This window comes from Photobacterium galatheae (assembly GCF_000695255.1).
In the GTDB taxonomy this organism is placed as follows: Bacteria; Pseudomonadota; Gammaproteobacteria; order Enterobacterales; family Vibrionaceae; genus Photobacterium; species Photobacterium galatheae.
This window is the reverse complement of record NZ_JMIB01000026.1, coordinates 96,219-121,175: the sequence shown is the minus strand read 5'-3', so window position 1 is coordinate 121,175 and position 24,957 is coordinate 96,219. Positions and strand designations below refer to the sequence as shown.

Sequence of the window (24,957 nt, the reverse complement as noted above, 5' to 3'; positions counted from 1 at the left end):
CCATTCCCCCCTATGTATAAGCAAACCCTATTACTTGGAGAACACCATGCTCACTTGGGAAAATGTCATTGAACATGCGGCAAAAGGTAACCTGCCCGCCGACCGTCGTGTTGAAAAAAGCGAAGATGAGTGGCGTCAGATGCTCAGTGAAGACGCCTATTATGTCACCCGCCTGAAAGGAACAGAGCGACCATTTGGTTCGGAAATGTGTGAACTCTTCGAACCGGGTGAGTATGCCTGTGTCTGCTGCGGAAACATGCTATTTGATGCCGGTGAAAAATTTGATTCTGGCTCAGGCTGGCCATCCTTTACCCAACCCGTCAAAGCAAACGCCATCAGTTACCATCTGGACACAACGCATGGCATGCAACGGATTGAAACAACCTGTTCTGTCTGTGATGCGCATCTGGGTCATGTTTTCCCGGATGGCCCTGCGCCCAGTGGTTTACGATACTGTATGAATGCCGTTGCGCTGAAAAAAGTCAGTGAGTAGCAACTTGCAGTACCCGCCCCATCGCGATATAACGCCAATATCAGCACAAAAGGGAGACATGGAATGAAGATTGCGCAATTAGGTCATCCGATTTTACGCCAGCAGGCCAAAGCGTTAACCGCAGCGCAATGGAAGGAGTATGCGCCCTTTTTTACCGAACTGCAGGACCTGATGCTCTCTCATCAGGGGGTGGGAATTGCCGCGCCGCAGGTCAGTGAATCTGTGCGGGCATTTATTGTGGCTTCCTCACCAAATGCACGTTATCCGCATGCGCCCGCCATGCAACCGACGCTGATGCTGAATCCGGAAATTTACTGGATGAGCGAAACGATCGAAAAAGACTGGGAAGGCTGCCTGAGCATTCCGGGTATGCGTGCTCTGGTGCCTCGGTCAACCACAATCAAAGTGGGATATGAGCAACTTGACGGCCAGAAAATACAATGCGAATTAACCGGTTTTATTGCCCGGATTTTCCAGCACGAGCTGGACCACCTCAATGGCATTGTCTTCCTGGATCGCGCTGACTCTCAGGATTATGCCACGGAATCAGAGTTCAGAAGACAGCTCGGACTCAACTGAAAAAAGCGGCCAAAGCCGCTTTTTCGTCCTGACGGGCTATGAATCACTTCGCCCGACACACTGATCACTGAAACACATGTCGTTCTACCGGGCCTGCACCGATTTCCTGTTTTGCTCATTCAGGACATGACTTTCTTGCTCATCAGTCTGAGGGGTTTCCTGCCGGGCATGTGCTGCTGGTTTTTTCATCAGTAGCAGAGCGAACAGAATCAAACCAATACCTGCCCATTGTAAAAGTCCTAAACTTTCACCGACCAAACCAATCCCGAGCATCACGGCCGTCACAGGGTTCACCAAAGACAGCATTGACATCACATTCGGCCCCAGTTTTTTCACAGAACGAACCCACGCCCAGTAACCAAACGCTGTATTCAGCAAGACCAGCCACAGAAGTCCGGGAAGCGCATCCATCGACAAAGCGACTGGTGCACCTGCTACAAACCAGGCGAAAGGAATCAGCATGATCCCACCCAACACAAGCTGCCAGGCTGCAAAACCCAGTGCGTCATTCACAGGCCAGCGTTTCATCCAGATCGCCGACTGGGCCACCAGTGCTGTCCCGGCCAAAGCAGCCAGCGTTCCTATCGGATCAAGATCGGCAGACGGATTCAGCAGCAGACCGACACCAATCAAACCCACCACAGCCAACAAAACTGAACGGGGGTCGGGTCTTTTCCCTTCTCCGATCCACTGCAACAACATCAGTTGTAATGGCATGGTGGCACCCAAAGTACCGGCGACAGAACCGGGCAAACGATAAGCCGCAATAAACAGCAGAACAAAAAAAGCGGCGATATTGCAAAAGCTCAGGAGCGACATACGTCCCCAGCTCAGCGGTGGCAGCTTCGGACGAAGCATGAGCAAAACGAAGCCTGCAGGTAGTGCCCGCCATACAGCAACCCAATAAGGTGACATATCTTGCAAAAACAAACTCACGGCAGCATAGGTACTGCCCCATAACATGGGCACAGATAGTGCAAGTAAATAGTTCATGTCCCTCTCCCTCAGATTTCTTTTAATTAAATATCTTTTATAAAAGACAATATAACGGTACAACTGCTCCCTTTCAAGTATCTTTTTTAAGAGGTATATGTTATCAGTTGATTTCCCAGACTGTTGTTGACGCACGGTTGGATCTATATGGCTTGTTATGGAAGGGCCAACGACCCCAATCGCGGATTGTGAAGGCAAATTGAAGACCTGTCAGTGCGACCTCAGAATCAGCCAAGCTGGCGCAACTCATCCTGCAGAACTTGATATCGCTGTTCCATATCAGCTAAGTCTTCCGGTTCGGAGAGACTTTCCCGGCGGGTCCGGATAATCATGTCAGCCTGTCGCCGGACAGATTTCTGCTGTTCAATCGTGCGACAGTGGCTGGCAACCCGGGACAGACCTTCCAGCAAACGAATAGAAACCGCCACATCAGTCAGGCTATGTTGTCGGATTTGATCGAAAGACGCATTCAGCATGCCTGAAAAATCCAGGGGTTGTTCAACCAACTGAAGCTGCCCGTCGGCGTGATACCAGCAAGCTGGATGAAAAGCACGCCCGGTCAGCGAACAGAGCACCGCACTTAACCGATCAACACAGGTCATCGCGGTAAAGGGATCATTAATTCCCGGTGATAACGCCCGGACGGCCACTTCGACCAATTGGTGAATGGCAAACTCCGGATCCTGTTCCGGCGTTCTGACTTTGCCAACAATGACACAAGACTGCAGTTGTGAATCCAGCCCTTCGTCCAACTCAGTCTCCGACAACACCACAGCCAGTGAACTGCCTTTAATCACAAAGCTCCCGGCTCGATGACTCAACACAATCCGACAGTTCTGTTGTTCAGCAAGATGACGAAGTGATGATCGGTCAACAGCCTGTAAGTACCCTTCATGCCTGGCTGGCACAATCCGATGGAAGATGCCGGTGAACGATTGACCTGCTTTCTGTTGATCTGATCGCTGTCCTGCTGCCTGTGCACCTAGTTCATCCGGGAAAAAATGTGCAATATGCTGATTCAATTCTTCATACACACCATTGATCACATGATCCGCCTGAATCGATGTTGCAACATGATGGATGAAATAAATGAGAACGCCCACATTCAGTAATGCCAGCAAGAGTGAGATGTTTACGGCCAGCCGGGGCACAAAGACATGATCATGATTGCTGGTGACGGTGCTCAGAACCAACAGGCAGTAGATGAAGGTGGCAATGAAAGTCCCCAGCACATATTGATTTCCCGGATCGCGCATAAAGTTCCTCAGCAGCCTTGGGCCAAACTGAGAAGAGGCTAATGTCAGAGCAACAATGGTGATCGAAAAAGCCACACCGGCCACAGTCACCATGGAGCCGGCGATGGTCGACAAAACACTTCGGGCACCTTCTGCGCCGCCGGTAAAACCAATCTCAGGCAAGGAAAAAGGCAATTGGGGTAATTGGTGATCCAAGGTGACGGCAATACGCGCCAGGCCGACAGCAATGACCAGAAGCATCGCCGGCACAAACCAAAAGCTGTTCCGGATTGTTTCCCAGCGATTGAGCCAGTATGTTTTCATGTCCCGCTCTGCCATCACTGAATCGTCAATGTGATTAAAGATAGCAGAGCCGGGACTCAAGCCGCTGAAATCAGGTCAGATAATCACGAGACAAATAAAAAAATGGCCCAAGAAAGACCTTCATTTCATTGCATTCAGGCTGCCTCTTTCGCCCAAACGGTCTTGAAGCGCTCCAACACCAGCAAAACCTCTTCTGTCATCTGGATGCCCAGCGCATCACATTCCGCACTGAAAAACCGCCAGTGTGCTTCCCGCCACCAGTCCAGTGACTGATCCCCTTCCCCTTCTGCGGCCGCAAAATCAGCGGTGATCTCTTTAAATCGCGCTTCAGTCACCGAGGTAATCTGAGTGATGGCGACAGGCTCGCCATCCCAGTTGGTCACAATCAGTAATTGACCAACCTGAGGCATTGGCTCTGGCCCCTGCTCATCCCCTGTGACGTACCAGTATTTCATACTGCATGTTGCTTGTTTCTGTCCAATTCGAACCAGTTCAGCACAAATATCGGCATTTTCTTTGTCTGCACAAAAATAGTCCGCACTCACACTTGGGATCTGCGGAATCTGTGCCTCTGGTAATGTAACCAGATAAGCCGACAGGCAGGCTGCCGCCTGAGGTGTCAGGTTGAACTGCTCAGCCAGCGTTGCCGGTGCAAAATTTTTAAAAATCATTGTCTTCCTTGCTGATTCACATCATTCATCAGATTGTGGCGGTCAAATTTATTGCGATTCCACCACAGCCGTCGCGGCCAGTCCCATTTGATAACCGGCGTCCAGCCGCTTTTTATCCGTCGTGATTCGGCCCACATCAAATTCTGCCGGCGGCGCAATCACCCGAATTTTACAGTCGGCTGGTGGGTTTTCAATAAAATCAATTGCCTGATTATAACTGTCAGCACGATGCATCATGGCATAAGCCAGTTGCGGCGTATCTGCCAGCAGACGACGCACCAGCCAGGAGGCTTTACTAACCTTTTTACGGTATCCCAAGGGCCGAGACAGAATCACGGTCATCTCCCGCGCGCCCATCTCATAAGCTTTCATGACCGGAATCGAATCAGCTACACCGCCATCAGTCATGGCAATTCCATTCAGTTCAGGAAAATCCCGATAAGCAACCGGCACAGAACAAGACGCCTTTAAAAGTTGCTCCAGATTCTCTGCCGTCGCCCGGGCATAGACAGCCTCACCGGTTGCGACTTGAGTGGTGACTACATATAACGGCACAGGTTGCGCTGCGAAGGCATCCAGATCCAAACGAATTTCGTTGATGGTAATCCTCCACAACCAGTCCAGATCCAGCCAATGGCCGCCCCGCACGAATCTGCGCAGGCTGATAAACTCTGGCCGGCAGGAATAATCGGTAATGACCTGATAATTACGCCCATGCTGGTTTGCCAGCCATGCCGCCAGATTGGTTGAACCGGCTGAAACCCCAATACAGAAATCAAACGGCCGGTAACCTTTTTCCAGAAACCCGTCCAGTACACCCGTTGCAAAAATCCCGCGCATCGCACCACCTTCAACCACCAGCGCACGTTTATTCCTGCTGTGTTCCATAACCGTCTCCTTTTCGCCTCTTTATGACGTTCCAGCCAACCGGTTCATCTCCGGAAATAAATAAGACCGCCATAGGGCGGCCCAATCGGTTTAGGTCAACGCTGACATCAGCCTTTTGGGTTCAGGCTGAATTTTTAACGATCCCCATTTTCAACTTTGAGCATCAGATAAAAACCAAAGCCCATCGTGTCACGGCCATAGCGATGATAGTAAGTATTCCATTCTCTCACCGCATCACGCTTTTGAAGTGCGGCTTCATCTTCCGGGTTAGCCTGTGCAGCACGTTCCGCATTTAAACGAAAACTGCCTTCGAAATGATCCCATTCATCCTGATGACTGGTCGCAGCATAGGCGACAATCAAACCATGTGATTCTGCCACTTCAATATTCCCCTGATGGCTTTGATAAATGCCCACAGGTTCACCCATAAAATCCAGATATGCCTGATCCGGAGATTGTTTCCAGTAAGCCTCACCGATCAAAAGCTGTCCACGGGGTGTCAACCATTGCTGCATCGTTGACAGCGCGGCAGGGTAGGCTGCCTCCCCCGTTGCAAACGCATGCACCGACCCCATACAAATTGCGACATCATATTCGGCAGTCAGTTGAAGTTTGCTGCCATCAGCCACTTCAAATCGAACCAAATCCGACAATCCCTGTTGTTCCGCTTTCAGCATTGCTGTTGAAATACAGGCTTCTGAAATATCCAACCCCAGACACTTCGCGCCCGTTGCTTTCGCAAGGCGAAGCAATAATTCGCCTTCACCACAGCCAATATCAACCACTTTACTGTCGGGTGTCAGCGCCAAAATAGAGATCAGGCGTTCAACTCTTTCCTCACCAAGCGGGCAATTCAATAACATCCAATGTCCTTTTCAATCTTTCAGTGAGCCAGAAACTGGCTTTAACGGCGTGTCGAGTGTCAGCTGATAAAAATCCAAATCCAGCCAACGGTCAAATTTATAGGCAGCTTGCTTAATCGTCCCTGAATATTCAAAACCTAATTTTTTATGTAACGCAATACTGCCTGTGTTTGAGGCGTCAATTCCCCCCACCATCACATGATAATTCTGTGCTCTGGCTGACTGAATCAACGCTTCCATCAACATTTTTCCTAATCCTTTGCCCTGATGGTCCGGATGAATATAAACCGAATGTTCAACAGAATATTGAAATGCTGCCCAGGCCCGAAATGTACCGTAGCTGGCAAATCCCATCAGTTCACCGGTATCACTCTCAAAACCAATCACCGGAAATTCATTCGCTGCTTTGGTCGCAAACCAAGCCTGAATCACTGCCATGGATCGGGGCTGATATTCGTATAAAGCCGTGGTATTGAGAATCGCGTCATTGAAAATTGCCTGAATGGCTTCGCCGTGTTTTTCAAAGCTACAGTGAACCAATTGCATCTTCCCTCCTGATGCACACATGAAATATCGCTTTTGCACACTCTAACACTAAGACGCCAGCCGGTGAGCCAAAACATCACTTTTGGGTCAAAGTTACAGATCAAGCCCGAAATACTTTGCTGCCAGTAACAGCAATAAAGCAATCGCGATTAACCAGGCAGAAAATACAATTTCATGGTACGCCTTCGTCAACAACAGATTTTTCTGCTGATTGTTGTGATTCAGCTTCTGCCAGACGGTATAGCAACGAACAAGCGCCAAATGGGCATTCATGTTCGCCCCCTGTTGTTTCATATCTTCTAACCAGGTTTCCGGCAAGACCACACCGTAGGCATCAGAAGGACGCAGCAACCGAAAAAGCAGGCTCCAGGCAGAGATCAACCCAACATAGGTCAACAGAACTGCGATGCCTGCCAACCAGCCGATGACATGTTCGGGGGGAAGGAAGAGAGAAGACGCCATAAAAACCAAAATGGTAAACCCCGCAATCACCGCAGAGTGCAACCCAAGCAGGCGTGCAGCTTTCTCATCCAGATGACGTGCATAACCCTGCTCGTCTGATAACGCTGAACGCACGTGCTCATACAGCACGGCTGTGTTGTCATCTCTCATAGCTCAGTACTTATCCGAGGCGATTGCGGTTACAGAAACACATTCCCTGAGAGTATAGACGCTCTGGCAAGCCACTCAGTATCAATCACTTGCCACAGTACCGGGTTACCGGAATGTTTGTACCACCCGCCCCTGCCCGCCGGCCAGAGTCACTTCAGCGTAAGCACCATTCACCAGGGGCAGATTCGGTGCCACATGACCAATATCGGTATCCCATAAAACGGGTACCGAGAGATCCCCCAGCACTTTTGCAATCACTTGTGCATGTGAAAGCATTTTCCCATGTGTCTCGGCAGTGCCATCGCGGCCAAACAACACGCCATCAACGGCATCAAATACACCATTCAATTTCATCGACAACAGCAACCGGGCCATGGCTGTTGGCGAGAGTTCGCCATTCTCCAGAAACAGAATCACCCCATCCCTGGCATAGGTTGTTTTTAATTGCTTGATATCCAGATAGGCCGTATTCGACAGCAAACCAATCGTATCCAGACAACCGCCAATTAAGCGCCCGGAGAAATGCACTGAATCAGCATCATCAGAATGGCCCGACGATAAGGCACGCCATTGGGTCGGCTTTGAGAGGGAGAACGTTGCGTCTGGTACCTGCGCATAATCCACGGATGCTGACTCATGGTAAGCCGATTGATCAAGTGTCAGAGATTCTCCGGCAGGCAAACCCAGCAGAGAGAAGACAGCGCGATTCAGCGCATCATCTTGAGCCGGATGAAGCTGCATCAGATTGGCGCTGTGCAGGCTGGCCCAACCGCATTGGGCCGTCAGGACAGCAGAAATCGTACTGATATCCGAAAAACCAACGAGCCATTTGGGCTTGGCATGACGCAACAATTTCAAATCAAGCAGCGGCAGAATTTCCATGGCCAGTTCACCGCCCCAGGGCGGAAAAATTGCGTCGACCCGATCATCCAGCAGAAAACCCATCAGTTCATTTGCACGGACTGCAGCAGGCGCACTGACATGTTCCTGATTCTCACGCAGGCATTGACCCTCAAGCACTTTAAATCCCCGATCCCGCAGTCCCTGAATCACAAAATCCAAGCGTTCATGACAGGCTGCAGGAACACCCGCAGAGCATGCTGTCACCGCGATCGTACTACCGGGTTGCAAAGGAGATGGGTAATGCATGGGACCTCACCAAAGAATATGAAACAGAAGCCGCAACACTACGGCATCAAAAAAATAAATCAAGAAGATCCGAGACTTAACTCGAATCGCTTCAACAGAGATTGTGGCAAGTTTTCCGGACACGACGCCTGCGACCAGGAGAAAAGAAAGGATATGGGAAGCACCAACAGAAACGCCGACCCAGAGATCGGCGTTGATTCTGAAATGAAGTGACCTTCATTCTGGCCGGTTATTCACCATAAATATCGAAGTTAAAATATTTACTGGCGATGCGGTCATAGGTGCCGTTCTCACGAATCTTCTGAATCGCTTGATTGAATTTCTCAGCCAGTGCTTTATCGGTTTTTCGCAATGCCAGTGCCGTCCCTTCACCGATATAAGCTTTATCGGTCACGGCAGCACCGACAAACTCAAATCCTTTGCCCCGCTCCTTATCCAAGAACGCCAGCGCAAGTTGATCCGAATTCCCAAACGCCGCATCTAAACGGCCAGATGCCAGGTCCAGATACACTTCATCCTGACCGGTATAACGCTGAATTTTCGCCACATCCCCGTACATATCAGTCACGTAACGATCGTGAATCGTGCCCAGTTGAACGCCAATCCGCTTTCCGTCTAAACCGGCTTTATCAATGCTGATCCCGGCATTGTTTCTGGCAACAAAGCGGGCCGGGGTCTGATAATACTTCTCGGTAAACAGGACACGCTTTTTACGTTCTTCCGTAATACGCATTGAAGCCATGATGGCATCAGACTTACGGGCCAGTAATGATGGAATCAGGCCATCCCAGCTTTGTGCCACCCACACGCACTTCAGCTTAGCTTCCTGACACAACGCATCAGCAATTTCGATATCAAAACCTTTCGGTGTTCCCTGTTCATCTTTGTAGTTAAAAGGCGGATAAGTAAAGTCAGATGCCAGACGAACCGGTCTGTCTGCTGCCTGAACATTGCTGATCAGTGATGCGGCCAGGATCAGGCCCATTCCCAGTTGTTTTTTCATTGTCATTCCCTCTTACACCGTCGTTATCTTTTTTGGATCAAATGGATAATCTTTCAGCGCCTGGAGTGTCTCAGCCATACTGGCCTGAGTTCCAATCGAAATTCGCACGCAGCGGGCCAGACGCGGATCATGCGACTGATTCCGGGTCACGATGCCTTTTTGCAGCAAATAATCATAAAGGCAGTCATCGGTTTTAAACCGGACCAGTACAAAATTGGTCGAAGAAGGGTAAACCTGCGCCACAAATGGGAGGGCCGACACCGCTTCCACAAACCCGTCTCTTATCGCGATCAAAGTGTTAGCCTGTCTGCGCATCGCTGCAAGACCCTCTTCTTGCAGTGCTTTTTGCGCAATCAGCGCACTGGGGTCCGCAATCGGATAAGGCGGAATCAGTCGCGCCACATAATCCATCACACTTTTGTCTGCCAGAACAAAACCAACACGAATGGATGCCAACCCAAAAGCCTTAGACAGTGTACGGATCACAACCAGATTGGGGTAGTCTGCGATCAGATGCGCCACACTGGTCTGCGGAGCAAACTCAATATAGGCCTCATCCACGACCACCAGTGTCGACGCCTTACCCGCTTCAAGCAACGTGACAATATCTTCCTGTGGAATCACATTCCCCGTCGGGTTATTCGGGGAACATAAAAACAGAATCTTACTGTTTTTCAGATGCGGCTTCACTGCAGCCACATCCAGCCCAAAATCATCTGTCAATGGCACCTTAACAGTCTTCAGTGCAATCGAATCTGCACAAAACTCATACATAGCATAGGTTGGCGGACAAATAACGATCTGATCCTCACCGGGCTGACAAAAAGTTCGAATCAGCAAATCGATGGCTTCATCCGCTCCGCGGACAGCCAGCGTCTCGCATTGCAAAGCACGGCCTGTTAAGAAATCACTGCCACTGTAATCCAGATAAGCCTGTTCTATGAGTTGCGGCAAAAAGTCCGGATAGCGGTTATAACTTTCGGATTCACCATAGCGCTCACTCTGTTCAAGCTCATTGGCATTCAACCAGATATGTCCCTGACCGCCGATCCGGCGCGCAGACTGATAGGGTATGAGATTTTTTACCACCTCAGGAACCAGTTTTGTTGCTAATGACATCACAGCATACCTCTTCGCAATGCATGAATAGCAAGCCCAAGCGCACATTTCCGATTAAAGATTCATCTTGAGCGGCTTTATATCTTCCGTTTACATAAATTAAACAAATCTCATTGAAAGAAGAATCGAAAAGTCGGCATACTAGCCATGAGAAAAACACATGGCTTAACTGACACAGCGAAACAGAGATGATGTGACCGATGAGACTGCCTTCAACCCGAGAACTCCATGCCTTTCTGATCACAGCGGAACACCTCAACTTTACGGCGGCGGCAAAACACCTGAATGTGACACAAGGTGCCGTGAGCCGCCAGATTCAGGCGCTGGAAGAGCAACTCAACGTTCGTCTTTTCCAGCGTCATGCCCGCGGTCTGATCCTGACCCCGAAAGGGCTTGAGTTTCTCCCTTTGGTTCAGCAGGTTGTCACTCAGTTGCAAAAAGCAGTCGAACAGGTTTCGAATGAAAAGCAGCAGATCAAACTAAAAGCGCCAAGCTGTATTACCGCCTGGCTATTACCCAAGCTGATGTCATTTCAACAGGCGCACCCGGAAATTGATGTCGAATTAACTTCAGCCATCATGCACAGCGTCAGTTTTGCCACTGAGCCTTTTGATGCCGCCATCTGCTACGCGGAACAGCCGCCACAGAAAGACACGAAAGCATTCAGGCTCTTTGATGAGTATTTATCCCCCATGTGCTCCCCTTCACTTTTCAGCCAGGAATCACTCCCCGTCGAACTGGGCGCGCTGCACAGATACACCTGGCTGCACGCCACCCCGCAGCACTCAGACTGGATGTTATGGCTTGAGCATACGGGATATGACGGGCAGCTTGCCGTCCAGAACCAGCATTTTGCCACACTCGATCTGGCGGTAAGTGCCGCAATTCAGGGGTTTGGGATTGCGGTCGGTGATGTCACGCTGGCTCAGCAGGATCTGGATGCAGGCCGCTTGATCCTGCCTTACCCGCAGCGTGTTGCGTCAGGGAAGTGCTACTCTCTGGTTCGGCCAAACACCGCACCGAATCCTTCCCTGACTTTACTGTTCGACTGGATACTCAGTGACGTTTCACCACAGGCGTCAGCCTGATGCTGCGTTTTGCAGAAAGTTCATGCGCTGCTGTTCATCTTCGGTGGGAATATAAGGCTCCTCAGTCAATAGCGACGTATCAATGTGCCCCAAAGGCCAGTTGGGTTGAACACTGGTGCCATACTGAGTTTTCTCTCCGGGAAAACCGGACATTTTTTCGACCTGAACTGTTCTGAGTTCATACTCCCCCGCACCAGCAAGCACCTGCTGATGCGCCTGCAAAGTCAGGATCTGATCTCCGGCAGCCAGTTTTTGCTTCGCCGTTAACACGGCAACAGGTTGTCCGTTGATTGTAAACAGGTTGGCTCGTACCCGGTAAATTCCAGCCTTCTTCACGGCCAATATCACCGGGATGTTAACATTTGCACCAGAGACGGTGGGTCTGGCGACCTGAATCACCTCAGCGACCGGTACATAGAACCGAAAGTCTGCGCTCAGAATGTCTGTCCCGGTCGAAAAGTCCACGCTCGCTTTCACACGAATTTCATCAGGCCAATGCGCTCCAGAAGGTATCACAACCTGCCGCCCCTGCACCTGCTCACCAGCCAGGTGTTCATCTGTGACCAAATCAAACAGCTCAACGTTCATCCCGACCACAGGCAATCCACTCTGCACACTGAGTTTGATCTCTTCCGGATAAAAATGTCTGTACTTTGTCAGCACTAAAGCTGCTGAATCATTCCCATCCAGTACCGGCGCATTCACCGGCATATAGCGATTCGGCTCCAGCCATTGGATGTCCTGCGCAGTCAACGGCCGAGAATATGCCGGATAGGACAATTCAGCCGCATACGTTTTCGAGATGATCGTAAACTCCGTTTGCATCGCAACTGGCAACCGCAATTCAGGTTCAGGGTTCATTTTGCTTTGCGCATTGCTCTCCGAAGGCACGACAGGGTTGGCCGACACCAGCTGAGCACGCTCTTCCGACCTCGCATTTTCAGGCGAGGGCTGAGGCGGATTAACCTCTGCGATGGGATGATGAAACTGTTTTTCCGGCCACACTGCTGACACCCCCCAAATCAGGATGCTCACTCCCGTCAACAAAACAGCCACGTTTCGCTTCTTCATAGTAACGATTCACTAAAAAAGGCTTCGGTCAGAACCAAAGCCTGAACAAAGTCATGATTAAAAGTTATAGGCAAGCTCAGAGATCGTTTTCGAGTCTGAACCATCGACATAACGGTAATAATGACCATTCAGCCAGTACCATTCATCTGTCGAATTCACACGAATCACTTGACCATCCAACAGGGTTGCCTGAGCGGTAGCTGTTGTCACCTCCCCCTCATGACGACGGCTGATCAAGCCACGGTGACTGTAATCTTCCCCCATCAGCAATGGATAGTGATACGGCATAAACCGACTCACACCGTCCGACTGAGTGGCCAGCTTACCGTTATAGGCCACATGCACTGAACAACTGCTGAAATCTCCGGCTGCGCTGGCCCCACAGGCAGAGTGGCTGGCGACCACGCCATCATCGTGACCCGGCAGGAAACCTGATGTCACGCCCAGGTAATCACTGCTGTCTCCGGCAAAGCGTAACCGCGGCACCCGACTGTCTGGTAACGCTGACAGCTGACGGGCATTCGCAACACGTAAATCGTTGAGCACCCCTGTATTCTGACGATCTGGAATCTCGCCCAGCCACAGCGAAAGCGCGTATCGCAGGGTTGCATTCCAAGCCCCGCCCCCTTCGGCGACATTCACGACCATATCTCCTAACTCGGAACCACCACCAGCACCGGCAAAGTCATAAGTCGCAACAATATTCAAGGGTTCCAGCCCTGCATTCAGCAGCCAGTTAGCCTGATTATCAATCAGATAACGGGTGACCAGATCCCCGGTCGAGTGTGTGACGAACACGCACCCCGCCTGACAGGTTCCTTTCTGCGAGAGTTCCTTCAGTTTCGGCCACAGATAATCAGTAGCAATTTTCCCTTCGATCCGCTCATGCGACGGCCAGTCAATCCGGGCATCTGCACGAGCCAGCCAGAACTCCTGCCAATACTCAGCGCCTTCTGTCGCAACTTGTGCGCTGCCCGGCTTTGACTTTAGCTGATCAGCCTGAAAACCATGGACCAGAACCACCGCATAATCGTTCAGCGCTGCCTGCGCAGATCCCGTCATGAGAACGGCCGCCATTGAAAGGTAGATTGGATATTTCTTCATCATCGTCATTCTTCTTAATTATCAATATGCTCAGTTTTAGGAAGCGTGATGTGCAAATACGGCTGATTGCACCGCATTGAGTATTTGCCAACTCGAGCATTTTTTTACACACAGATGTTAAATAAATTGATCATTGTCATGACAATTTTTTAACAAATAAAAACAAAAAAGCACGCAACAGCGCACTTTTAAAAATTATTTTGTTTGATTGAGCCAGTTAATCTGTTGTTTCCTGAAAAATTAAATCATAAGCACCGTTTTAAACAAAAAAACTGATAATTTTCATCAGTATCAGATGAAAAATGAGTGATTTATGCCCCCTAAGAGACGCGACACACTTTTTCATGTGATCGCTGTACACTAAAAATTCCCGACGCTCATGCTTTCGCGCAACCAACCAGCCCTGTGCCAGGGTAAATTTCTGAGAAACTGCTTATCAATCAGGCAAGCACATCAGAAATTCCTGCTGAAATGATCGTGTTGCTATCATTTAGTGCTTAAATTGAACACAATAGCGATTCGAACGATCATCAACATCATTTGGCCGCCACAGACAGGAAATGCTTATGCAACGCTCATTTGTCAGACATCTCATCAAAGCCACGATTCTCGTATCGTCACTGTTGGCCTTTATTCCAGTTCAGGCAGCCCAATCTGACTGCCCGCCTCTGCTGAACCATGAGATTGGCAAGCTGAACAGCACAGACACAGTGAACTTATGTCAGCAGTATCACGGGCAGGTCCTGTTGCTGGTCAACACGGCGAGTCAATGTGGATTTACACCGCAATTTGAAGGGTTGGAAACACTTTATCAAACCTATAAGGATCAAGGGTTTGCTGTCATTGGTTTTCCGTCAAACGACTTTTTTCAAGACCGGGGCACGGAAAAGAACACCGCGAAAGTCTGCTATCTGGACTACGGCGTTACTTTTCCGATGATGTCCCGAAGTGCGGTTCGTGGCAGTGACGTCAATCCTATATTTCACCAACTTGCCGAAGATTCGGGTGTGACACCGAAGTGGAATTTCTACAAATACCTGGTCGATCGCCAGGGGAAAGTCGTGACTGTTTTCGCCAGTACCACCAAACCGGACGACACCAAACTGACCCAAAGCATTGAGCAACTACTGGCTCAGCCCCGCTAACAACCTCACTTTTGGCCTGTTCCTGTTCTCTTTGGCGAGAGAAATCACAACGGGCCAAAATATTGTCACATTCCCTCTTGTTCTTTTTCAGACAACCTGCGATCGTAACAGCCACTCTTTCCGATTCACCACACTCGCCACTATGTCAGGACACGCCAGTAAAGCTATTTTTGTGAAGGTTCAGGCTTCAGCACTTTCCCTGATGACATTGTTTATCACCCCCCTCTCACTGGCCGATCACTCGTCTGAGATGGTCAGTCTTGATCCCGACACCCAACAACGTTGCGTGCAGGCAGGAAACCTGGAACCAGACAACCTGACAGATGCCGACAAAGCGGTTTATCTGAAAGCGGCTTCTGATAATTCGCTTTACCAGATCTGGGAAGTGGCTGAGAAAATCTCCCGGAACATCCAATACCCGCAACAGCAAAAAAGCCACCTCACCCTGCAGTTAGTCTGTCAGGGAGGATTCGCCCCCGCAGAAGTGAAATATGCCGTGCTGGATGTCTACGATCACTGGCAGCATCAGCGACCTTTTGAATTCGACTTATGCCAGTACATCACCAGCGGTGTTGGCACCGCCTTCTGTAGCAATCGCTTTGCAGGAGAACAACAACTCGCTCGGAAGAAACGTCAGGATGCGGCGATCAGCCATCTTCCCCCGTCACAGCAAAAAGCCATCAAAAATGCCATTCAGATGGCAAATGATTTTTTTGAACACAAAGCGCGGTATGAAGAATTGCACAGTGGCAGCAGCTACGCTGCGTTCCGGATTGAATCGGTATCCTTGCAGAACGACAAATATCTTTCGCAAATCATTGATACGCTGGCAGGCACAGCACCGGAAGATATTCCGGCCTTAGAAGAAGCAAATCTAACGATGGAACAGACATATAACAGCCTGACCCATCAGTTAAAGGGGGAGCCTATCGAAGACTTCAACCTTGAGATCACCGCTGAGGATATAAAAAGCGTTCAGCGCGCCTGGCAAACATACCGTGATCAGACTGCAGCCTTACTGACATCGCTGAATCCAAACCTGACACAGCAAGACTGGTTGGGAATTCTGGCCGCCGAGCGCAGCCGACAACTTTCAGAGTTGCAGGCATATCTGGATTTATCCGGACATTAGCCTCGCCGCTTTTATTTTATCCCCACCCCCTTTCTTCTCTACTTCATCAAGCAGGCCCACCCCGCGATGAGCCTGTTTGATACGAACTTACTTTACAGGAATACAAAAGCTGGTATCACAGATATCATTTTCTTCATCCACACTGTGGTAAAGTTCAAAGCAAGGTCGTTCACCATCAATACTCAGTGAAGAAACCGCCGAAAGCTCCTGATTCAGCTGCTGCCAGTACGGGGCATATTGAGATTCATCTGTGACTTGTTTCCGTAGGGTCGCATATTCACCTCCCGGTAAATGCATCAGGGCGATCACCCCATCGGTTGACGTTCCTTCAGGCACAGTTACGCCCACCCGAGTACGACAATCCTGTGGTGATGTCGTCTCGACATCATCCAGATACACGAAAATACACTGACCACCTTCAAGCCCCTTTTTTCCAGCCCAGGAAAATAAGGTTTGCAATGCCGGTTTATAATTCTCGCCATAAGGCCCTGTCACTTCGACATATGCCAGCCAGCCTGCGGCTAAAGTTTCCTTCTGCATGTTTTCTCTCCCTATCTGTTTCAACAAAAACTGTTTCGACGAAAACCGGCTGCCACGCGTTGTTATTGCAGCCCCGTACCAACGGATATCATCATGTGGATCGCCAGACCACTCAGTAAGATTTTCATGGCAACCATCCACATCTCATCATTTGTTCGCCGACGAATATGGGTTCCCAACCAGGAGCCAAGCATTGCTGAAAGCATCAAGACAAGCAGCAAAGGCCACTGTTCAATATAGGCAAAACCAATCCAGCCGAACATCAGCAACTTCAGGCCATGTGCAATGGTCATCATCATGGCTGTCGTTGCCACAAGCTGATGCTTATTTTCAAGTTTTTTCATCACCATTGGATGAAAAACAGGTCCGGGTGCACCAACCAACAGACCCAGTGCACTCAAGACAAACCCTGCCATAAACATAGACTCAAACTGACTGATCCAACGCATGAAACCTTTGTGCCAGACGTTAAGCAAAATATAACTGCCAATGAACAGAGGCAGGTAATTGGTGGCGGCATGGACGACGGTGAACCCAATCAGCAATGTTCCCATCACCGCCCCCATGAGATAAGCAGGCAGCAACGGCCAAGCCACCTCACGCCAGGAAAACACAGCCCGGCTGACGTTACTGACCATTTGTGTGACACCATGCACCGGAATCACAGCGGCTGCCGGCAGAAACAGGGGCATAAACGCAATCAGCAGCATCCCCCCACCAAAACCCAGAACGGCAGCAACCACTGAGGTCAGTATCGCGATACCACTCAGGCCCATCACCGAGAGCATCGAAACCGAAAAATCAGCCAAGAAATAACCTCCCCTGAAACGTCAAAGCCCGAAAATACTGTTTAAATATACAGTCCAATTCTTTCCTGTCAATTCGTGGCTCTGGCATCTTGTCTTAAAGGTGCGTATTGTTTAAACAGCGTCACATTTTTACTCAACAAGCGTCAGCACACTGATATTCAAGGAAAATGACATGGGACTACTGGATAAGCTACTTGGGAATGCGGGTGAAATGGACATTCAGGAAGCCACAGATGAGCTCAGTGCCATCCTCGGGCCTGATGAGCAAATCGAACTGGCCTATAAACTGATTCGTGACATGCTGATCCTGACGAACCGACGCCTGATCCTCATCGATAAACAGGGCATGACAGGACGCAAAGTGGAATACCGTTCGATTCCGTATAAATCCATCACCATGTTCTTAGTCGAATCCACCGGAAATTTTGACCTGGATGCCGAACTGAAAATCTGGGTTTCTGGTCAACATGAACCCTTTGGCATGGAATTTGGCAGTAAAACCAATATTTATAAACTGCAGGGGCTACTGGCGAATAAAGTCGCTGGGAAGTAGTAACCCGGCTGTCATGGCAACAGCCGGCGATACATCATTTTTTTACTGAATCTGAAGGGTATGCTTCAGCCAGCTCGCAATATCTTCGACCTGCTGCAGGCATACCTGATGCTCCATCGGATACAAACGCCAGTGGGGCTGTAAACCAAGTGCTTCCAGCGCATCAACCGCAGCTTTCCCTAACGATGGCAACACAACCGGATCATAACTGCCATGCATGACCTCAATGGGCAGCTCCTGATTGGCAGGCGAAACTTCAACACGCTTAGCCGTTGGGAAATAGGTCGACAATGCCAGCAGGCCGGCCAGCGGATGCGGATACGTCAGCGCCGTCTGATACGCCACGGCGCCCCCCTGAGAAAAACCGGCCAAGATGATTCGGTCACTGGCAATACCACGGGCTCGCTCTCGATCAATCAACCCCGCGATCTTTTGCGATGATTCAAGCAACTGGGCTTTATCCAGTTTACGGCCTAAGCCCATTTCCAGAATGTCGTACCAGGCTGGCATCACCATCCCGCCGTTTACCGTCACCGGCATTGAGGGAGCATGTGGAAAAATAAAGCGAACCGGCGCATTTGCAGGTAACTTTAATTCAGGCAGTATGGCTTCAAAATCGTGTCCATTCGAGCCAAGTCCGTGTAACCAGATAACCGTCGCGGTTGGTTTTACTCTGGGGTTCACTTCTACGCAATCGAGAAGAGGCATGAGAATATCCTGATGAATCAAATGTATTGCCACTGTAGCCCAAGATGATGAGCACTGTTAAGCTTTTTCCGTCTCCCACGCATTGGCTGGCACTCATCGAGCAATCCGCATCGGGGTCATGTGAACCGTCACTGACTGGCGAACCGGGGACTGCTCCATGGCTTCAATAGACCTCAGGCATTTTATGCAGTCATTTTTCATATGACCGACTGCTGACCTCATATACAATCAGGCGCACTGCTTTCAATGAGGCGCACTGTGCGTCATCAGCAAGAACGCAGGCAAAGCACGGAACGCACTGCATGAATAGAAAATTAAGGAGATAAGCATGAAACACGACCATTTGGTTTTCGATTTAGACGGCACGATCAGTGACCCCAGAGAGGGGATCGTCAAGTCATTCAATTACGCTTTATCTCACCACGACTTGCCCGAACTCCCTGAAGCAACCATTGCGGCTCATATTGGTCCACCATTGGATAAAACCTTCATTACCCTGACCCAAAATCACGACAAATCCGTCATTGCCAGTCTTGTCGCTAAATACCGTGAGCGATACGCAGACATCGGATACTCAGAAAATACCCTCTATGACGGTGTCAAAGAGACGCTGACAGCATTACGCAATCAGGGCGTCCGGATGGGGATCTGCACTTCAAAACGCGCTGACTTTGCCCGCAAAATCCTCACCCTGTTTGAACTGGACAACTGCTTCGAATTCATCAATGGCGGGGATATTGGTATTGAAAAGTGGCAGCAACTGGAAGGATTACGCCAGCGGTACACCATTACCCAGCATGCCGTCATGATTGGCGACCGGGCCGTCGACCTGAGTGCCGCCCATCACAATGGTTTGCAATCGGCTGGGGTTCTCTGGGGCTACGGCTCCCGAAAAGAGCTTGAAATTGAGCACCCCGAATATCTGTTTGAAAAACCGGAACAGTTGCTCCAGCTGAGTCAGCAATAAAACCAACATTCAGGGATGACAAGTCATGATGAAACAAGCGACAGAACGCTTTTCAGATCGGGTTGAAGATTACCGGAAGTACCGCCCCGGTTATCCTCAGGAGATGATCAAAGCGCTGCTCAGCGCAACAGACGTTCATCCGCAGTCCGTGATTACAGATATCGGTGCCGGAACAGGGATCCTGACCCGGCTCCTGCTGGAAAAAGGGCTTCAGGTATGTGCCGTTGAGCCAAATGATGCCATGCGTCAGGCTGCGGACCAGTCTCTTGCCGGGATGCCCGGCTATACCAGCCGCAAGGCCCCGGCGGAACAGACCGGTCTGCCAGATCACACCGTCGATCTCATCACCGCTGCACAGTCTTTTCACTGGTTTTGTAACGAGGTAACCCGAACTGAATTTCAACGGATTGCCAAACCGAATGCTTATCTGGCGCTGATCTGGAACAAGCGCCGGTTTTCATCGCCGCTTCAGCGAGATTATGACGCAATACTGCGCCAGCTCAGTCCTGATTATGCATACGTCAATCACATGAACCTCAAAGATGAAGATATCCGGCGATTCTTTGCTGCCGGAGACATGGAACAACACGTCTTTGAAAACAGTCAATGCATGGATCTCGACGCTCTGATCGGCCGGGTCCGTTCTGTGTCGTACTGCCCTCAGGAAGGCTCTGCAAATTACACCCGACTCATCCTGGTACTCACTGAGCTGCACCGTACCTACCAGATTAACGGGAAAATTACGTTTGAATACGACACGAATCTGTACCTTGGCCGTATACACGTCCGGTAAAGTTTCGGTCAGGCGGGCTGAATTGCCCGTCGAATTCCCCGCTCATTTAACCCAGCCGCGCGCCTACCGGAATATCCTGATCCGGCACAGCCAGAACCACAGCGCCATCTTCCCGATAAAAACCAGTCACCAGACACTCCGACATAAACGGGCCAATCTGCTTTGCCGGAAAATTCACCACTGCCATCACTTTTTTGCCGACCAATGTGTTTGCTTCATATAAATCGGTAATCTGTGCGCTGCTTTTTCGCTGGCCGATGTCCGGCCCAAAATCCAGATAAAGTTTATAGGCGGGCCTTCGTGCTTCCGGAAATGCTTCGACTGCCACAATCTGCCCGACCCGCAAATCGACTTTTTCAAAATCCTGCCATGCAATTAACATAAACACTCCGTATTGATTTATCTGTAATGAACAGCCACAGAATAGCGCAGGGCAGAGTCTGGAATTTTGCTCAAAAGCCGATTTACTTTTGTGAAAAGCCGGAGTTCAATGAAAAGCGTCGTGGACGCTAACGATGCCGTATCTGCCGTGGTGTTTCCCCCCAATACGCCATAAAGCGCCGGCTGAAAGCAGACAAATCGGTGAATCCAACCTGCTCCGCAATATGTGAAACCGGCAAATCAGAGTGAGATAACAATGCTCTGGCTTTCATCATCCGTTGTTTTTGCAGGTACTTGCCTGTCGTCATCCCAAGTTGCGCCTGAAACAAAACCTTATACTGGCTTAAACTCAGGCAAGCCAGTGCCGCCAGCTCTCTCAGCGGCAGAGACTGGCTGAGATCCCGGTTCAGGACCTCTAAAACCCGGGCGATCCGGTGATCACGAACGACATGTACTTTTTCATTTGTCAGCAAGTGTGAAAATAACCCGGACATACTTTTCACCAGTTCGGGCTGCGCAGACTGAGACAGCTGTAAATCCAGAAAATGACAGTAAGCCGTTAACTCGGAAGACATGGTAAAAAGCGGCCTTGGCAATTGCAGCATCTCCGATGGCAAACGGTCTGTATCGGCCACCAGAAACCGGCTCTTTTCATCTGCCTGAAACCCATGACGACTTGCTGCCGGAATCACAACACATTGTCCCGGGCCAGCTTTTCCTTTGAAATCAGCCATATCCAGGGTGATATTACCTGCCAAAGGAAACACCAGCTGATGGTAGTGGTGTTCATGCGCCCGCATTGTCAGGGAGTAACTTCGAATCGAAAGCCGGATCATCATTGTTGTCTTGATTTTGCTGAAAAGTCAGTCATAGCTTACCGGGAATCGGGCCGGGGCCATACCGAATTTTTTGAATAAGCCGCTGAAGAACTATGCTTTACGGTAAGTAAAGAATGAAAGGACAAACAAAAGTAATGACTAAAGCCCTTGCCCCTGACAAACAACGCGGACTCAGCATTGTGATCCCCTTATTTCCCGGTTTTAACCTGCTTGATGTCAGTGGGCCGATCACCTTGTTATGCGGACTTGAAGAGGACGTCACGATTACCCTGACGTCACAAAATGGCTTAGCCGTAGCGAGTCAGCAAGGCGTGCAAATCGTTGCGAATGCCAGCTTCCAGGATGACATGTTTTGCGATGTGCTCTTAGTGCCGGGGGGTACTGGCGTCAAAGCTGAGCTGGGAAATCCACCGCTCATTCAATGGCTGCGCCATCAGGGCAGAAAAGCACGGATACAATGCGCTGTCTGTACCGGCTCCGCTTTGCTGGCACAGACAGGGCTTCTGGATGGGAAATCAGCGACCACGAATAAGCATCAGTATCACTGGGTCAGTGAACTGAACAGCCACGTCCTCTGGTGCCCTGTTGCCCGATGGGTACAGGATGAGCATACCTTTACTTCATCCGGCACGGCGGCGGGGCTAGATATGACGCTGGGGCTAATCACCTTTCTCGTCGGCGAAGAAGCCGCCCGAAAAGTGGCAATCGATGCCGAATATCTCTGGCGAAACGATCCGGATGATGATCCCTTTGCCCCGCTGCATATCGTGGAGTAACCCTGTTTTTGAGCGGCCTTGTTGCTAAGCCGCCGTATCTCTCAGTTGCTTAACTGTCCGATTCCCACATTACGGTGCATTCTTCCTCTATCGCTGCCTCAAGCATTTCGATTAAAGGTCTTGCCCGCGTCAGCATACTGATATCTGGCTCAGAATCGTCCCAAGGATCATCATCCTTCTCCGTTTCTGCTGCCTGCTGTGCGTCTTCCTGTGCCTTGGTCACCACCAGCGATTTCTGAAGGTTTTCCAAAGCTTTGGGAACATCATCAACATCAATAATGCCCGGAACATTCTCGCAATACCCCATCATATGTATCAGTTGTTTCGCGACATGGCCAAACATCGTGATGTTAGCACTGGCCTTGCTGTGAAAAGTAATCAGCATATCCTTCCCCCTTATTGTTCCACATTCGCCAGCGCGCGTTGTTTATCACGTCTGGCAAACACATAACCGGCAAAGGCACCACCAACGACACCAAATAAATGGCTTTCATAGCTGATCCAGCTACGTGCCGGAATGATCCCTGCGAGCATCGAGCCATAAAAAAACATCACGATCACCGCAATCACTATCGACTTAATACTTCGGCGCAACAACGCGTACACCAGTAAATATGCCCAAAGCCCGTAAATTATGCCGCTTAAACCAATATGATAGTGCATTCGTCCAAATAGCCAGACCCCAGCCCCACTGATCGCCCAGCAGATCAGGAATACGGCCATGAAACGAGAGAGGCCCGAACGCGATACCAGATATCCCAGTACCGAGAAAGACACAATATTACTGAATAAATGCGCCCAGGAACCGTGTATAAACGGATAGGCCACGAGGCCGATGGTATGTGTCACATGTCTGGGCAGAAGGCCGTAATCCACCAGGTAGCCTCCCATCAGCATATTGATTACATGAACAACAAAACAGAGTACAACAACAGTGCCAATGAAATTGATGGCATCTTTATCACTTTGATCCAACAGGCTTTCCTCCATAACTTCTCTTAAAAAGTATAAGCCTGTTGCTATCACAAGATAAGGAAAAGTTGTTGATTTACCAAAAAGACTGACGTTTCTGATACGCCTTATCGGTATTGTTTCGCTGGCGAAGACCCGCAATTTTGAAATTTTTCCCCAGAATCAACCGCAACTGACTCATCGTTTCTTTGGCAAGCAAAGCCCGTTCACCCCGGACCCAACTCTTATTTGTGGTGGACTTAATCGCCGCAATAGCATCCGGAGAGGCCTGGCATATCTGGTGTGCGAAAGTCTGAGCTGCACGCAAAGGGCTAGGATGCACTTCCGTCACCAGACCCAACTGCTGCGCCCGCTCACCGGAAATTATCTCTCCGGTCATGGTCAGCTTCATGGCCACATCTTTAGCAACCAGTTCACGCAGTGAAACCAGCCCGGCCATATCAGGCACCAAGCCCCAGCGCACTTCCATGATTGAGAGTTCAGCCTCTGGGGTAGCAAACCGAAAATCGGCACCCAATACAATCTGTGTACCACCGCCATAACAGCGCCCTTCAATCACAGCAATGACCGGCACAGGGATCAATCGCCAGTTTCGGGACACACGCTGTGCAAGGTTTGCGTTACCCGGCAGCCATTTTTTCAGCAAACCAAGGACTTTCTTCGGTGAAGTCGCCACGCTTTTTACATCCAGCCCACTGCTGAAATTTCCACCTTCCCCGGTCAGAATCACGGCTCGAATATCTTTGCGTGTCCGAAGTAAACGGCTGACTTTATCCAGTTCCTGAAACATCTGAATATCCAATGCATTCAGCTTCTCCGGCCGGTTCAGCGCAACCGTCACGATCCCCTCAGCTTCTGTAATGTGCAGGCGTTGCCAGTCTGTCATGTTACATCCTTGTGAAAAATCTGGTCAGTCCAGTTAAGTGTACAGCCAGAATGAAAAAAAACAGCCCGGTAATTCACAATCTCGGCTTCTGGTCTGATTGCATTGGTGTAAAGCCGATGGCCCTTGCGAAAAATTGCCATCGCTGATCCTGGGGTGACCCCAATGGCCGATACACATGAATGACAGCAATTTCACCCCCGGCATGACACGTTGAGCCTTCGAGGCCGAGAGATGCACTGAAAAGCGCAATTTCAGATGAAGGTTCCACACACCATTCCCCTCGCATTCGCCCGTTCTGGCGATGACAGAGCGCTGTGATCTGCGTTTGATAGTCATGGACTGAAAATTGGGCTGAAAAACACCAGGGGCGCTCAAATTCAACATAGCCATCTTCAGGGTGAACGACCATTCCGGGGATGAATGTATCGTCGGGTGCATCCGAACGGATAGGCGCTTGCTGTATTGCGTTCGTCTGCTCTATAAAATCAGATGACAGGCGGATAATATCCATCGCTGAATGATGGCGTTGTTCACTGGCGGAAAATCGCTGATGTCCCTGTAATCCCGCCATGAAGAGTGCCATTCCCAGACAAACGAAAGCGCATTTCATGCATGGCTCCTGCCACGGTCGTCTCAGTGCCTTGATTATAGAATCAGCGGAAACGCTATACTCAAAACAAACCATCACCGTTCGGGTAACCGTTCGGTAACTGTTTGA

Annotated in this window: 31 protein-coding genes; 10 read left to right on the top strand and 21 right to left on the bottom strand. The window is 50.0% G+C overall.

All coding sequences use genetic code 11. The features are described from left to right. The first annotated feature begins 46 nt into the window (after positions 1–46). Positions 47–493: a peptide-methionine (R)-S-oxide reductase MsrB gene (gene msrB / locus EA58_RS12890; RefSeq protein ID WP_036753409.1), complete on the top strand. Its 447-nt coding sequence runs from the start codon at positions 47–49 to the stop codon at positions 491–493. 63 nt (positions 494–556) lie between these two features. Beyond that, positions 557–1,072 carry a peptide deformylase gene (gene def, locus EA58_RS12885; protein WP_036753406.1) on the top strand — a complete coding sequence of 172 codons (516 nt, stop codon included), beginning with the start codon at positions 557–559 and terminating at the stop codon, positions 1,070–1,072. A gap of 84 nt (positions 1,073–1,156) precedes the next feature. Here def and EA58_RS12880 read toward each other — a convergent pair whose 3' ends face one another. The 8 genes from EA58_RS12880 to EA58_RS12845 form a co-directional block, all read right to left on the bottom strand. Beyond that, on the bottom strand, positions 1,157–2,065 hold the full coding sequence (locus tag EA58_RS12880) for a DMT family transporter (RefSeq protein ID WP_081819646.1): 909 nt from the start codon (positions 2,063–2,065) through the stop codon (positions 1,157–1,159). A 227-nt stretch (positions 2,066–2,292) separates the two neighbouring features. Next, the gene (locus tag EA58_RS12875) at positions 2,293–3,624 is read right to left on the bottom strand and encodes a DUF2254 domain-containing protein (RefSeq protein WP_036753521.1); all 1,332 of its coding nucleotides are present in this window, start codon (positions 3,622–3,624) and stop codon (positions 2,293–2,295) included. A 134-nt stretch (positions 3,625–3,758) separates the two neighbouring features. Further along, a complete protein-coding gene (locus EA58_RS12870; protein ID WP_036753518.1) occupies positions 3,759–4,247 on the bottom strand; it encodes an ASCH domain-containing protein in 489 nt (162 codons plus the stop codon). 96 nt (positions 4,248–4,343) lie between these two features. Next, positions 4,344–5,183 (bottom strand): patatin-like phospholipase family protein, encoded by an 840-nt coding sequence (locus EA58_RS12865; RefSeq protein ID WP_036753403.1) that lies wholly within the window; start codon positions 5,181–5,183, stop codon positions 4,344–4,346. A 134-nt stretch (positions 5,184–5,317) separates the two neighbouring features. Further along, positions 5,318–6,046, bottom strand: coding sequence for an SAM-dependent methyltransferase (locus EA58_RS12860; RefSeq protein ID WP_036753400.1), 729 nt, complete (start codon positions 6,044–6,046; stop codon positions 5,318–5,320). A gap of 12 nt (positions 6,047–6,058) precedes the next feature. Then, on the bottom strand, positions 6,059–6,592 hold the full coding sequence (locus EA58_RS12855; protein WP_036753397.1) for a GNAT family N-acetyltransferase: 534 nt from the start codon (positions 6,590–6,592) through the stop codon (positions 6,059–6,061). Positions 6,593–6,685: 93 nt separating this feature from the next. Then, positions 6,686–7,204, bottom strand: a complete 519-nt coding sequence (locus tag EA58_RS12850; protein ID WP_036753395.1) for a hypothetical protein — start codon at positions 7,202–7,204, stop codon at positions 6,686–6,688. 105 nt (positions 7,205–7,309) lie between these two features. After that, positions 7,310–8,353, bottom strand: a complete 1,044-nt coding sequence (locus tag EA58_RS12845) for a S66 family peptidase (protein WP_036753394.1) — start codon at positions 8,351–8,353, stop codon at positions 7,310–7,312. Here EA58_RS12845 and EA58_RS12840 point away from each other — a divergent pair. Continuing rightward, complete coding sequence (locus EA58_RS12840) at positions 8,348–8,566, top strand: hypothetical protein (protein ID WP_036753392.1); 219 nt, start codon at positions 8,348–8,350, stop codon at positions 8,564–8,566. The two genes, EA58_RS12845 and EA58_RS12840, sit on opposite strands and share 6 nt — an antisense overlap. A 16-nt stretch (positions 8,567–8,582) precedes the next feature. Here EA58_RS12840 and EA58_RS12835 read toward each other — a convergent pair whose 3' ends face one another. After that, positions 8,583–9,338 carry an ABC transporter substrate-binding protein gene (locus tag EA58_RS12835; protein WP_412177947.1) on the bottom strand — a complete coding sequence of 252 codons (756 nt, stop codon included), beginning with the start codon at positions 9,336–9,338 and terminating at the stop codon, positions 8,583–8,585. Between the two features lie 30 nt (positions 9,339–9,368). Beyond that, entirely contained in the window at positions 9,369–10,475 is a 1,107-nt protein-coding gene (gene hisC, locus EA58_RS12830) for a histidinol-phosphate transaminase (protein ID WP_235199613.1), read from the bottom strand. A gap of 200 nt (positions 10,476–10,675) precedes the next feature. On the opposite strand from hisC, the gene EA58_RS12825 reads away from it, so the two are divergent. Next, positions 10,676–11,563: a LysR substrate-binding domain-containing protein gene (locus EA58_RS12825; protein WP_036753386.1), complete on the top strand. Its 888-nt coding sequence runs from the start codon at positions 10,676–10,678 to the stop codon at positions 11,561–11,563. Here the strand turns inward: EA58_RS12825 and EA58_RS12820 are convergent. After that, the gene (locus tag EA58_RS12820) at positions 11,555–12,634 is read right to left on the bottom strand and encodes a hypothetical protein (protein WP_051642070.1); all 1,080 of its coding nucleotides are present in this window, start codon (positions 12,632–12,634) and stop codon (positions 11,555–11,557) included. The genes EA58_RS12825 and EA58_RS12820 overlap by 9 nt on opposite strands. 57 nt (positions 12,635–12,691) lie before the next feature. Then, entirely contained in the window at positions 12,692–13,738 is a 1,047-nt protein-coding gene (locus tag EA58_RS12815; RefSeq protein ID WP_036753512.1) for a hypothetical protein, read from the bottom strand. 566 nt (positions 13,739–14,304) lie between these two features. On the opposite strand from EA58_RS12815, the gene EA58_RS12810 reads away from it, so the two are divergent. Both EA58_RS12810 and EA58_RS12805 read left to right on the top strand, forming a co-directional pair. Next, positions 14,305–14,883, top strand: a complete 579-nt coding sequence (locus EA58_RS12810; protein ID WP_036753384.1) for a glutathione peroxidase — start codon at positions 14,305–14,307, stop codon at positions 14,881–14,883. A 202-nt stretch (positions 14,884–15,085) separates the two neighbouring features. Then, entirely contained in the window at positions 15,086–16,015 is a 930-nt protein-coding gene (locus EA58_RS12805) for a hypothetical protein (protein WP_152548019.1), read from the top strand. A gap of 87 nt (positions 16,016–16,102) precedes the next feature. On the opposite strand, the gene EA58_RS12800 is transcribed toward EA58_RS12805, so the two are convergent. Together EA58_RS12800 and EA58_RS12795 are read right to left on the bottom strand one after the other, a co-directional pair. Next, the gene (locus EA58_RS12800; RefSeq protein ID WP_051642069.1) at positions 16,103–16,555 is read right to left on the bottom strand and encodes an AraC family transcriptional regulator; all 453 of its coding nucleotides are present in this window, start codon (positions 16,553–16,555) and stop codon (positions 16,103–16,105) included. A 62-nt stretch (positions 16,556–16,617) separates the two neighbouring features. Next, positions 16,618–17,364 (bottom strand): sulfite exporter TauE/SafE family protein, encoded by a 747-nt coding sequence (locus tag EA58_RS12795; protein ID WP_152548018.1) that lies wholly within the window; start codon positions 17,362–17,364, stop codon positions 16,618–16,620. Positions 17,365–17,536: 172 nt separating this feature from the next. Between EA58_RS12795 and EA58_RS12790 the strand changes: the two genes are divergently transcribed. Next, positions 17,537–17,917 (top strand): PH domain-containing protein, encoded by a 381-nt coding sequence (locus EA58_RS12790; protein WP_036753380.1) that lies wholly within the window; start codon positions 17,537–17,539, stop codon positions 17,915–17,917. Positions 17,918–17,959: 42 nt separating this feature from the next. On the opposite strand, the gene EA58_RS12785 is transcribed toward EA58_RS12790, so the two are convergent. Beyond that, positions 17,960–18,625, bottom strand: coding sequence for an alpha/beta hydrolase (locus EA58_RS12785; RefSeq protein ID WP_036753377.1), 666 nt, complete (start codon positions 18,623–18,625; stop codon positions 17,960–17,962). Positions 18,626–18,953: 328 nt separating this feature from the next. Here EA58_RS12785 and EA58_RS12780 point away from each other — a divergent pair, with 328 nt between their 5' ends. Both EA58_RS12780 and EA58_RS12775 read left to right on the top strand, forming a co-directional pair. Beyond that, positions 18,954–19,592 carry an HAD hydrolase-like protein gene (locus EA58_RS12780; RefSeq protein ID WP_036753374.1) on the top strand — a complete coding sequence of 213 codons (639 nt, stop codon included), beginning with the start codon at positions 18,954–18,956 and terminating at the stop codon, positions 19,590–19,592. 25 nt (positions 19,593–19,617) lie between these two features. Then, a complete protein-coding gene (locus tag EA58_RS12775) occupies positions 19,618–20,385 on the top strand; it encodes a class I SAM-dependent methyltransferase (RefSeq protein ID WP_036753371.1) in 768 nt (255 codons plus the stop codon). Positions 20,386–20,431: 46 nt separating this feature from the next. Here EA58_RS12775 and EA58_RS12770 read toward each other — a convergent pair whose 3' ends face one another. Both EA58_RS12770 and EA58_RS12765 read right to left on the bottom strand, forming a co-directional pair. Further along, positions 20,432–20,767, bottom strand: coding sequence for a tRNA-binding protein (locus tag EA58_RS12770; protein ID WP_036753368.1), 336 nt, complete (start codon positions 20,765–20,767; stop codon positions 20,432–20,434). 127 nt (positions 20,768–20,894) lie between these two features. Beyond that, a complete protein-coding gene (locus EA58_RS12765; protein ID WP_036753365.1) occupies positions 20,895–21,605 on the bottom strand; it encodes an AraC family transcriptional regulator in 711 nt (236 codons plus the stop codon). Between the two features lie 134 nt (positions 21,606–21,739). On the opposite strand from EA58_RS12765, the gene EA58_RS12760 reads away from it, so the two are divergent. Continuing rightward, entirely contained in the window at positions 21,740–22,381 is a 642-nt protein-coding gene (locus tag EA58_RS12760; protein ID WP_036753362.1) for a DJ-1/PfpI family protein, read from the top strand. 49 nt (positions 22,382–22,430) lie between these two features. On the opposite strand, the gene EA58_RS12755 is transcribed toward EA58_RS12760, so the two are convergent. The 4 genes from EA58_RS12755 to EA58_RS20990 form a co-directional block, all read right to left on the bottom strand. Beyond that, entirely contained in the window at positions 22,431–22,766 is a 336-nt protein-coding gene (locus EA58_RS12755) for a DUF1840 domain-containing protein (protein ID WP_036753360.1), read from the bottom strand. A gap of 11 nt (positions 22,767–22,777) precedes the next feature. Continuing rightward, positions 22,778–23,356: a rhomboid family intramembrane serine protease gene (locus tag EA58_RS12750; RefSeq protein ID WP_036753503.1), complete on the bottom strand. Its 579-nt coding sequence runs from the start codon at positions 23,354–23,356 to the stop codon at positions 22,778–22,780. A 73-nt stretch (positions 23,357–23,429) separates the two neighbouring features. Further along, positions 23,430–24,239 (bottom strand): crotonase/enoyl-CoA hydratase family protein, encoded by an 810-nt coding sequence (locus tag EA58_RS12745; RefSeq protein WP_036753357.1) that lies wholly within the window; start codon positions 24,237–24,239, stop codon positions 23,430–23,432. A 73-nt stretch (positions 24,240–24,312) separates the two neighbouring features. Beyond that, entirely contained in the window at positions 24,313–24,849 is a 537-nt protein-coding gene (locus EA58_RS20990) for a hypothetical protein (RefSeq protein WP_051642066.1), read from the bottom strand. Positions 24,850–24,957 lie beyond the last annotated feature (108 nt).

Bases quoted from the DNA above. Each gene is read 5' to 3' on its own strand.
- EA58_RS12860 (WP_036753400.1), bottom strand. From the start codon at position 6,046: ATGTTATTGAATTGCCCGCTTGGTGAGGAAAGAGTTGAACGCCTGATC.
- EA58_RS12810 (WP_036753384.1), top strand. From the start codon at position 14,305: ATGCAACGCTCATTTGTCAGACATCTCATCAAAGCCACGATTCTCGTA.
- EA58_RS12835 (WP_412177947.1), bottom strand. From the start codon at position 9,338: ATGGGCCTGATCCTGGCCGCATCACTGATCAGCAATGTTCAGGCAGCA.
- EA58_RS12775 (WP_036753371.1), top strand. From the start codon at position 19,618: ATGATGAAACAAGCGACAGAACGCTTTTCAGATCGGGTTGAAGATTAC.
- EA58_RS12815 (WP_036753512.1), bottom strand. From the start codon at position 13,738: ATGAAGAAATATCCAATCTACCTTTCAATGGCGGCCGTTCTCATGACG.
- EA58_RS12790 (WP_036753380.1), top strand. From the start codon at position 17,537: ATGGGACTACTGGATAAGCTACTTGGGAATGCGGGTGAAATGGACATT.
- def (WP_036753406.1), top strand. From the start codon at position 557: ATGAAGATTGCGCAATTAGGTCATCCGATTTTACGCCAGCAGGCCAAA.
- hisC (WP_235199613.1), bottom strand. From the start codon at position 10,475: ATGTCATTAGCAACAAAACTGGTTCCTGAGGTGGTAAAAAATCTCATA.
- msrB (WP_036753409.1), top strand. From the start codon at position 47: ATGCTCACTTGGGAAAATGTCATTGAACATGCGGCAAAAGGTAACCTG.
- EA58_RS12845 (WP_036753394.1), bottom strand. From the start codon at position 8,353: ATGCATTACCCATCTCCTTTGCAACCCGGTAGTACGATCGCGGTGACA.
- EA58_RS12765 (WP_036753365.1), bottom strand. From the start codon at position 21,605: ATGATGATCCGGCTTTCGATTCGAAGTTACTCCCTGACAATGCGGGCG.
- EA58_RS12770 (WP_036753368.1), bottom strand. From the start codon at position 20,767: ATGTTAATTGCATGGCAGGATTTTGAAAAAGTCGATTTGCGGGTCGGG.
- EA58_RS12800 (WP_051642069.1), bottom strand. From the start codon at position 16,555: ATGCAGAAGGAAACTTTAGCCGCAGGCTGGCTGGCATATGTCGAAGTG.
- EA58_RS12745 (WP_036753357.1), bottom strand. From the start codon at position 24,239: ATGACAGACTGGCAACGCCTGCACATTACAGAAGCTGAGGGGATCGTG.
- EA58_RS12840 (WP_036753392.1), top strand. From the start codon at position 8,348: ATGCATGGGACCTCACCAAAGAATATGAAACAGAAGCCGCAACACTAC.
- EA58_RS12865 (WP_036753403.1), bottom strand. From the start codon at position 5,183: ATGGAACACAGCAGGAATAAACGTGCGCTGGTGGTTGAAGGTGGTGCG.
- EA58_RS12880 (WP_081819646.1), bottom strand. From the start codon at position 2,065: ATGAACTATTTACTTGCACTATCTGTGCCCATGTTATGGGGCAGTACC.
- EA58_RS20990 (WP_051642066.1), bottom strand. From the start codon at position 24,849: ATGAAATGCGCTTTCGTTTGTCTGGGAATGGCACTCTTCATGGCGGGA.
- EA58_RS12825 (WP_036753386.1), top strand. From the start codon at position 10,676: ATGAGACTGCCTTCAACCCGAGAACTCCATGCCTTTCTGATCACAGCG.
- EA58_RS12805 (WP_152548019.1), top strand. From the start codon at position 15,086: ATGACATTGTTTATCACCCCCCTCTCACTGGCCGATCACTCGTCTGAG.
- EA58_RS12755 (WP_036753360.1), bottom strand. From the start codon at position 22,766: ATGCTGATTACTTTTCACAGCAAGGCCAGTGCTAACATCACGATGTTT.
- EA58_RS12785 (WP_036753377.1), bottom strand. From the start codon at position 18,625: ATGCCTCTTCTCGATTGCGTAGAAGTGAACCCCAGAGTAAAACCAACC.
- EA58_RS12850 (WP_036753395.1), bottom strand. From the start codon at position 7,204: ATGAGAGATGACAACACAGCCGTGCTGTATGAGCACGTGCGTTCAGCG.
- EA58_RS12855 (WP_036753397.1), bottom strand. From the start codon at position 6,592: ATGCAATTGGTTCACTGTAGCTTTGAAAAACACGGCGAAGCCATTCAG.
- EA58_RS12875 (WP_036753521.1), bottom strand. From the start codon at position 3,624: ATGAAAACATACTGGCTCAATCGCTGGGAAACAATCCGGAACAGCTTT.
- EA58_RS12820 (WP_051642070.1), bottom strand. From the start codon at position 12,634: ATGAAGAAGCGAAACGTGGCTGTTTTGTTGACGGGAGTGAGCATCCTG.
- EA58_RS12780 (WP_036753374.1), top strand. From the start codon at position 18,954: ATGAAACACGACCATTTGGTTTTCGATTTAGACGGCACGATCAGTGAC.
- EA58_RS12760 (WP_036753362.1), top strand. From the start codon at position 21,740: ATGACTAAAGCCCTTGCCCCTGACAAACAACGCGGACTCAGCATTGTG.